This window comes from Saccharomonospora sp. NB11 (genome assembly GCF_015910535.1).
In the GTDB taxonomy this organism is placed as follows: domain Bacteria; phylum Actinomycetota; class Actinomycetes; order Mycobacteriales; family Pseudonocardiaceae; genus Saccharomonospora.
Genome location: NZ_JACBJG010000001.1, coordinates 480,716 through 488,421, shown reverse-complemented (window position 1 = coordinate 488,421; position 7,706 = coordinate 480,716). Strand labels below are relative to the sequence as shown.

The window sequence follows — 7,706 nt, the reverse complement described above, 5'->3', positions numbered from 1 at the left end:
GGCGGGGACGGCTTCGGGTGACTACACCGGCGGGGCGGGGTCGTACTGGATGTGCCGCCGAACCTCCCGCGCCCGCTCGGGGCCGGCCAAGCGGGCGAGCAGATGCAGCGCCATGTCGATACCCGCCGACACCCCGGCCGACGTGATGACGTCACCGTCGTCGACGAATCGTTCGTCCCGGCGCACGTCGATCGTCGGGTCGAGATCGGCGAGTCGGTCCAGCGACTTCCAGTGCGTCGTCGCGGGCCGGTCACGCAGCAGCCCGGCCGCCGCGTACACGAGGGAGCCGGTGCACACGCTCGTCAGCAGCGGAACGGTCTCGCGTTGCTCGCGAGCCCAGGCGAGTTGGTCCTCGTCGTGCAACTGGGAGCGCGTCCCACGGCCGCCCGGATACAACAGCACGTCGAGCGGCGGAGCGTCACCGTAGGAGTGGTCGGCGAGAACACGCAGCCCCTTGGCACACCGCACCTCGCCGCCGTCGCGTGCCAGCGTCACCACTCGATAGCCGTCGTCCGGGTACGTCCGAGCCCAGTGCGACAGCGCTTCCCACGGACCGATGGCATCGAGTTCTTCGACGTCGTCGAAGAGCACGACGCCGATGGTTCGCATCAGACGCGGCCCGCGGCACGACGGCGACGCGCGACCTCGGCCAGCAGCACCGCGCCCGCGACGGAGGCGTTCAACGACTCGACACCGGCCGCCATGGGAATGGACACGGTGTAGTCGCAGTTCTCACGCACCAGCCGCGACAGGCCGCGTCCCTCGGACCCAACCACCACGACGAGCGGGTCGACGTCGATGTTCATGCTGTCGATGTCCACCGAGCCGTCCGCGTCCAGCCCGACGATCATGAGGCCCTCGGACGCCCACTCCTGGAGCTGCCGGGTCAGGTTCGTCGCCATGCCCACCGGGAGCCGTGCCGCCGCGCCCGCGCTCGTCCGCCAGGCCACCGCGGTCATGCCGGCGCTGCGCCGACTCGGCAGCAGCACACCGTGGGCGCCGAACGCGGCGGCGGAGCGGATGACGGCACCGAGGTTCCGCGGGTCGGTCACGCCGTCGAGCGCCACGAGCAGCGGCGGCTCACCCGACTCGCGGGCGGCCTTCAACAAGTCGTGCGGACTCGCGTAGGAGAACGGCGGCACCTGCAGGCCGAGGCCCTGGTGCACGGCGCGGTTGGTCTTGCGGTCGAGCTCGTCGCGGGGCACTTCCAGGATCGAGATGCCTCGGTCCGCGGCGACGCGCACGGCCTCGGTCACGCGGTCGTCGGCGTCGATGTTCAGCGCGACGAACAGGGCCGTGGCGGGCACCCCGGCGCGCAGCGCCTCCACGACGGGATTGCGTCCCGCGATGATCTCGGGGCCCTCGGCCGCCTTCTTGGCGGCGTTGCGCTTCTGCTCCGCCCGGGCCGCCGCAGCGGCGGCCCTGCGCTGGGCAGGGTGGCCGGGCCGCATTTCCGCCCGGGGCGTCGGGCCCTTGCCTTCGAGACCCTTGCGGCGCCTGCCGCCGGAGCCGACGACGGAGCCCTTCTTCGTGCCCTGCTTGCGCACCGCTCCACGGCGGTGGGAATTGCCTGCCATTCGTCAGTCTCTCACTGTCCACATGGGACCGTTGGGGGTGTCCTCCACCGAGATGCCCGCGGAGGTGAGTCGATCGCGGATCGCGTCGGCCTTGGCGAAGTCACGGTCGGCGCGGGCCTGCTGCCGGTCGGCGAGCAGACCGTCGACCAACGTCGACAGTGCCTCGGCCTCGGTACCCGTGTGCTCCGCCCACTGCTCGGACAGCGGGTCGATGCCGAGGACGTGCACCATGGCACGCACCGACTCGGCGAGTTCGAGCGCCTTGTCGTCGGAGGAGGAGTCGAGGGCCGCATTGCCGTCGCGCACCGTGTTGTGCAGCACCGCGAACGCCTGCGGCGTGCCCAGATCGTCGTCGAGCGCGGCGGCGAACTCGGCGGGCACCTCGCCCACCCGGACCTCGCCGGACGTGCCGCGCACACGCCGGAGGAACTGTTCGATCCTCCGGTAGCCCTGCGCGGACTCCGACAGCGCGGCGTCCGAGTACTCGATGGTGGAGCGGTAGTGCGGCTGGATCAGGTACGCCCGCAGCTCCACCGGCCGGTACCGGCGCAGCATCTCGGGAATGGCGACCACGTTGCCGAGTGACTTCGACATCTTCTCGCCCGACATGGTCACCCACGCGTTGTGCAGCCAGTACCGGGCGAACGGGTCGCCCGCCGCCATCGACTGAGCCCGCTCATTCTCGTGATGCGGGAAGACGAGGTCGACCCCGCCGCCGTGGATGTCGAACTCAGCGCCGAGGTAGGTGGTGGCCATGGCCGAGCACTCCAGGTGCCACCCAGGCCGTCCCGGGCCCCATGGGGTCGGCCACGACGGCTCGCCGGGCTTGCTGCCCTTCCACAACGTGAAGTCGCGGTGGTCGCGTTTGCCCGCGGCCTGCGTCTCGCCCTGCTGGACGTCCTCCATCCGCTGGCCGGACAGCGCCCCGTAGTCGTCGAACGACGCCACGGAGAAGTACACGTCACCCTCGGCCGCGTAGGCGTGGCCGGAGTCGATCAGCCGCTGGATCAGCTCGATCATCTGCGTGATGTGTCCGGTGGCGCGGGGTGCTGCCGACGGAGGCAGGCAGCCGAGCGCGGCGTACGCCTCCTCGAACGCACGCTCGTGGGTCGCAGCCCACTCCCACCACGGGCGTCCCGCTTCGGCGGCCTTCGCGAGGATCTTGTCGTCGATGTCGGTGACGTTGCGCACCAGCAACACGTCGAGTCCGGAGTGGACCAGCCACCGGCGCAACACGTCGTAGTTCAACGCGCCGCGGACGTGTCCGATGTGCGGTACGCCCTGCACGGTGGCCCCACACACGTAGATGGACGCCGTTCCACTGCGCGCGGGATGGAACTCGCGCACCTGCCGGGTCGCGGTGTCGAACAGTTGAAGGACCACGTCGCAAATGGTACGGGTCAGAGCACGGAATGCTCGCGCAGGGCGGCCAGCAACCCGTCGGTGCGCTCGACCGTGGGCAGGGGATCGACCAGCGCGAACGCGCAGCCCAGCTTCGTGGCGCCGCCGTCGGCCTCCTCGCTGTCACCCACCATGAGCGTGTTCTCCGCGGCGATCCCGAGCCGGTCGAGCGCGATGCGGAACACCGTCGGGTCGGGCTTGATGGCGCCGACCTCGTACGACAACACGAAGTCGTCGACGTAGGCGTCGTAGCCGCGAGCGGCGAAGGCGGGTCGGATGTCGAACGCGATGTTGCTCAGCACGCCCACCTTGGTGCCCGCCTCGGCGAGGCCGCGCAGCACGTCGCCGGTGTCGGGGTAGGGCGTCCACTCGGAGGGGTCGACGAGTCTGCGATAGACGGCCTTGGCCTGCTCGACGCGGGGGATGCCCGACTGCCGCAGCACTTCCAGGTACACCTTGCGGTGCAGCGTCGGGTCGAGGTCCCGGTGGTGCCAGGCGTGCAGGTGCTCGTCGTCGAGGTCCACGCTCAGCGTGACGGGCGCCGTCATGCGCCGCAGCAGCTCGGTCTGTGCCTCGACGTCGAGCGGGTCGCCCTGACCGTCGGTGAGGTCGGTGACCCAGCTCGGCTTGTGTTCCAGTCGGAAGAGCGTGCCGGAGAAGTCGAACAGCACCGCCTCGATCGCCACGTCGTCAGTTCCTGTCCGTCAGCGGGAGCAGCAGTGCCGTCGCGATGGCCGCGACGCCTTCGCCGCGCCCGGTGAGCCCGAGTCCGTCCGTGGTGGTGGCCGCCACGGACACCGGCCCGCCCACGGCCTCGCTCAACACGCGCTGCGCTTCGTCGCGACGTGGACCGATCTTGGGCCGGTTGCCGATCACCTGAACGGTTGCGTTGCCCACGCGATAACCCGCGTCGGTGATGCGCCTGCGCACCTCGGTGAGCAGTTCCACGCCGTGTGCGCCCGCCCACCGTGCGTCTCCGGTGCCGAAGACCGAGCCCAGGTCGCCGAGTCCCGCCGCGGAGAGGAGCGCGTCACACAGCGCGTGTGAACCCACGTCGCCGTCCGAGTGCCCTGCACAACCGTCGGCATCGGGCCACCGCAGCCCGACGAGCCAGCACTCGCGGCCCGCCTCGATGGGGTGCACGTCGACGCCCTGACCGATCCTCATTCCCGTCCTTCCAGCAGTGCCTCCGCCACGGTGCGGTCGAAGGTGGTGTCCACCCGCATGCCGTTCGGGTGTCCCGCCACGGCGCGCACGGAGACACCGACGAAGTCGAGTGCCTTCACCAGATCGGTGCGGTCGAGGACGTCCGCGACGAAACCCCGTGGCGACTGGGCTCGCCGCAGGTGGTCACGATCGCTGGTGCGACGGACGACGCCGCTGGAATCGACGACCTTGACGGTGTCGGTCACCGGCTCCACCGGTACGGCAGCGGGTGCGCCTGCGCGAATGGCGTCCACGACGGCGGTGATGCTTTCCACCGGCGTGAAGGGACGCGTCGCGTCGTGCACGAGCACGACGTCCTTCGCCGTCGGCTCCGCGGCCAGCAGCGCCAGCCGGGTGGATTCGATGCGGTCACCGGCACCGGGTACGAGATCGACGCGAGAACCGCCGACCGCCGCGAGTGCGTCGGCGTACTCGCGATGGTCCGACGTCGGGCCGGCCACCACGATGTGGTCGCTGCGGTCGGCGGACACGATGCCGCGCACGACATGTGTCAGAAGCGCCACGTCACGTATGCGTGCGAGTGCGCCCGACCCGTCTCGATCTTGCGCCCCGAGCGGGACCAGTGAGATGACGTTCGGCAGTGCTAGACCACCGCGGTTTCCAGCACCTCGTCGAGCAGCACCTCGGCCTTGTTCTCGTCGGTGCCCTCGGCGAGTGCGAGCTCGCTGACCAGAATTTGCCGCGCCTTGGCCAGCATCCGCTTCTCGCCCGCGGAAAGGCCACGGTCCTTCTCCCGCCGCCACAGGTCGCGCACCACTTCGGCCACCTTATTGACGTCGCCCGAGGCGAGCTTCTCCAGGTTGGCCTTGTACCGGCGAGACCAGTTGGTCGGCTCGTCGGTGTGCGGCGCCCGCAGCACGTCGAAGACGCGGTTCAGTCCGTCCTGGCCCACGACGTCACGAACGCCGACGACCTCGGCGTTGTCGGCGGGAACACGAACCGTAAGATCACCCTGCGCGACCTTGAGGACGAGGTACTGCTTCTCCTCGCCCTTGATCACGCGGGTTTCGATCGCTTCGATGAGTGCGGCACCGTGGTGCGGGTAGACGACGGTCTCTCCGACCTTGAAAACCATGTGTCCTCTGCCCCTTTCGCTGTGTCCATCTTAGCACGCGCTTTCGGCTGCGAACCAGACACCCGACCTCGTTGTCGCAGGTCAATGGCCTGATTGTCGCAGGTGAGGGGGTTGACAAATGGGTAATTCGCATACTCACGCAGGTGACGACGGGGGCATTCGCGTGCCTTTGCGTAATCCATTGTGGACGCATTTCCGGAAGTTGATCTCAGGCCCCGCGGTGAAGCCGCGGTGAAGTCTGCGCCACACTCGCGGGCCACCGGGTGACGTCCTCGGCGCGCACCCGGGATAGTCTCAGCGACAGGTAGCCCTGAGTAGGAGGGACTCCAAGTGAAACGTCGCACGGTGGGTTCGAGGGCCGCATCGTCGGGGCCGGTCGTGGCCGCTGTCGGTGCCGCACTGCTCGTCACGGGCTGTGGTGCCGGGCAGATCACACAGACGGACACCCAGGTGGCGGCGATCAACGGCACCTCTGTCGACGCCGGTTCGATCGCGATCCGCAACGCGGAGGTCGCCTACCCGGAGACCAACGGGTCCGAGCCCGCCGTGTACCCGAAGGGCAGCGACGCCGGGACCACGATCTGGCTCGTCAACCAGAGCGGCAAGGCCGACGAGCTGCTGTCGGCGAGCACGGAGGCGGCGGCCGACGTCACGCTGGAGGGCTCCCGCACCGTTCCCGCGTACCGCACCCTCGTGCTCGGCCCCGGCCAGTCCGCCACGGGCGACGAGGTCTCGGGCGACCCCACGCGCGGCTCGCTCACGCTCAACGGCCTCACGCGTGACCTGCGCCCCGGCCAGATGATCGACCTCACGCTCACCTTCCGCGACGCCGGTGCGGTGACGTTCGAGCTGCCGATCACGGTGCCCGAGGAACCGAGGACGAGTGACTCCGCCTCCTCGTCGCACGAGGGCGGCGGTCACTGACCGGTCGCCGACGGCTCCGTTCGCGCGCGGCCGCCGACTCCGCTTCGGCGAGTGTCGGGGTCGCGCGTTAGCGTCGGCGCGTGGTGAGGAAGGGATCGAGCTACCGCTGCGCGGAGTGCGGCCACGAGGTCGCGAAGTGGGTGGGGCGCTGTCCGGAGTGCCAGTCCTGGGGAACCATCGAGGAACGGGCCGTCCCACGCGCGCCCGTCGGCACGGTGGCGGCCGGTGCGCCCAGCGCGCCCGCCAAGCCGATCGCCGAGGTCGACGTCGAGTCGTCCCGGGCCAGGCCGACCGGGGTGTCGGAACTCGACCGGGTGCTCGGCGGGGGTCTCGTTCCGGGTGTCGTCGTCCTGCTCGCGGGTGAACCCGGGGTCGGCAAGTCGACGCTGCTGCTGGAGGTCGCGTACCAGTGGGCGGCTCGCGGTGAGGCCGCCGCGCTCTACGTGACCGGTGAGGAGTCCGCGGGCCAGGTGCGGCTGCGGGCGGAACGCACCGGCAACGTGCACGACCGCATGTTCCTCGCCGCCGAGAGCGACCTCGCCTCGGTGTTCGGTCACGTCGACGACGTCAAGCCGGGCCTGCTGATCGTGGACTCGGTACAGACCATGTCGTCGCCGCAGGCGGACGGCGCTCCCGGCGGCGTGACGCAGGTGCGCGCGGTGACGGCCTCGCTGGTGGCGTTGGCCAAGGAGCGGGGACTGCCCGTGGTGCTGGTCGGCCACGTCACCAAGGAAGGGTCGGTCGCGGGCCCGAGGGTGCTGGAACACCTCGTGGACGTCGTCCTGCACTTCGAGGGGGACAAGCACTCGACGTTGCGGATGGTGCGCGGGGTCAAGAACCGGTTCGGTGCCGCCGACGAGATCGGGTGCTTCGAGCTGCACGACGACGGGATCGAAGGAGTGCCGGACCCGTCGGGACTGTTCCTCAACCGTCACGCCGAGGCCGTGCCGGGGACGGCGGTCGCCGTCACCGTGGAGGGCAAGCGACCGCTGCTGTGCGAGGTGCAGGCGCTGGTCGCCGAGTCGGCGCTGCCGCAGCCGCGCCGTGCCGTCAGTGGGCTCGACTCCTCGCGGGTGAGCATGGTGCTCGCGGTGCTGGAGAAGCGCTCCGGCAATCCGATCGGGGGCAAGGACGTCTACACGGCCACCGTGGGCGGCATGAAGGTCACCGAACCGGCCGTCGATCTGGCCGTAGCGCTCGCCGTGTGGTCGGGCATGCGGGACCTCGCGCTGTCCCCGCGGCTCGTCGCGATCGGCGAGGTGGGGCTGGCCGGTGAGGTGCGGCGGGTGACCGGCGTGGGGCGGCGACTGGCCGAGGCTGCGCGGTTGGGGTTCACTCACGCGCTCGTGCCCCCGGACCCGGGTCCGCTGCCGGACGGCATCAAGACGCTGGAGGTCGGCGACCTCGCCAGTGCCCTGCACGCGGTCGAGTACGTTCCCGGCACCCGACCCGCGGACCAGACCACCGGCCGGTGAGACGAGAAGGCCGGCCCCGAGAGTTCC

Annotated in this window: 9 protein-coding genes; 2 read left to right on the top strand and 7 right to left on the bottom strand. The window is 70.3% G+C overall.

The window, feature by feature from the left end; translation table 11 throughout:
* Positions 1 to 21: 21 nt before the first annotated feature.
* From JAV51_RS02305 to JAV51_RS02275, 7 genes are read right to left on the bottom strand one after another with little or no spacing between them, the layout of a single operon-like run.
* Positions 22 to 591, bottom strand: coding sequence for a DJ-1/PfpI family protein (locus JAV51_RS02305; protein ID WP_307845709.1), 570 nt, complete (start codon positions 589 to 591; stop codon positions 22 to 24).
* A 17-nt stretch (positions 592 to 608) separates the two neighbouring features.
* The gene (rlmB, locus tag JAV51_RS02300) at positions 609 to 1,577 is read right to left on the bottom strand and encodes a 23S rRNA (guanosine(2251)-2'-O)-methyltransferase RlmB (protein ID WP_197318891.1); all 969 of its coding nucleotides are present in this window, start codon (positions 1,575 to 1,577) and stop codon (positions 609 to 611) included.
* 3 nt (positions 1,578 to 1,580) lie between these two features.
* Positions 1,581 to 2,960 (bottom strand): cysteine--tRNA ligase, encoded by a 1,380-nt coding sequence (cysS, locus tag JAV51_RS02295; RefSeq protein ID WP_197318890.1) that lies wholly within the window; start codon positions 2,958 to 2,960, stop codon positions 1,581 to 1,583.
* Positions 2,961 to 2,977: 17 nt separating this feature from the next.
* Complete coding sequence (locus JAV51_RS02290; RefSeq protein WP_197318889.1) at positions 2,978 to 3,664, bottom strand: HAD family hydrolase; 687 nt, start codon at positions 3,662 to 3,664, stop codon at positions 2,978 to 2,980.
* 4 nt (positions 3,665 to 3,668) lie between these two features.
* The gene (ispF, locus tag JAV51_RS02285; RefSeq protein ID WP_197318888.1) at positions 3,669 to 4,145 is read right to left on the bottom strand and encodes a 2-C-methyl-D-erythritol 2,4-cyclodiphosphate synthase; all 477 of its coding nucleotides are present in this window, start codon (positions 4,143 to 4,145) and stop codon (positions 3,669 to 3,671) included.
* Complete coding sequence (locus JAV51_RS02280) at positions 4,142 to 4,768, bottom strand: 2-C-methyl-D-erythritol 4-phosphate cytidylyltransferase (protein WP_374058965.1); 627 nt, start codon at positions 4,766 to 4,768, stop codon at positions 4,142 to 4,144. The genes ispF and JAV51_RS02280 overlap by 4 nt, the downstream gene beginning before the upstream one ends.
* A 20-nt stretch (positions 4,769 to 4,788) precedes the next feature.
* Positions 4,789 to 5,280, bottom strand: coding sequence for a CarD family transcriptional regulator (locus JAV51_RS02275; protein WP_005441592.1), 492 nt, complete (start codon positions 5,278 to 5,280; stop codon positions 4,789 to 4,791).
* A 330-nt stretch (positions 5,281 to 5,610) separates the two neighbouring features.
* Between JAV51_RS02275 and JAV51_RS02270 the strand changes: the two genes are divergently transcribed.
* Positions 5,611 to 6,204, top strand: a complete 594-nt coding sequence (locus JAV51_RS02270) for a copper chaperone PCu(A)C (RefSeq protein WP_197318887.1) — start codon at positions 5,611 to 5,613, stop codon at positions 6,202 to 6,204.
* 80 nt (positions 6,205 to 6,284) lie between these two features.
* Entirely contained in the window at positions 6,285 to 7,679 is a 1,395-nt protein-coding gene (radA, locus tag JAV51_RS02265; RefSeq protein WP_197318886.1) for a DNA repair protein RadA, read from the top strand.
* The last annotated feature ends 27 nt before the right edge of the window (positions 7,680 to 7,706 follow it).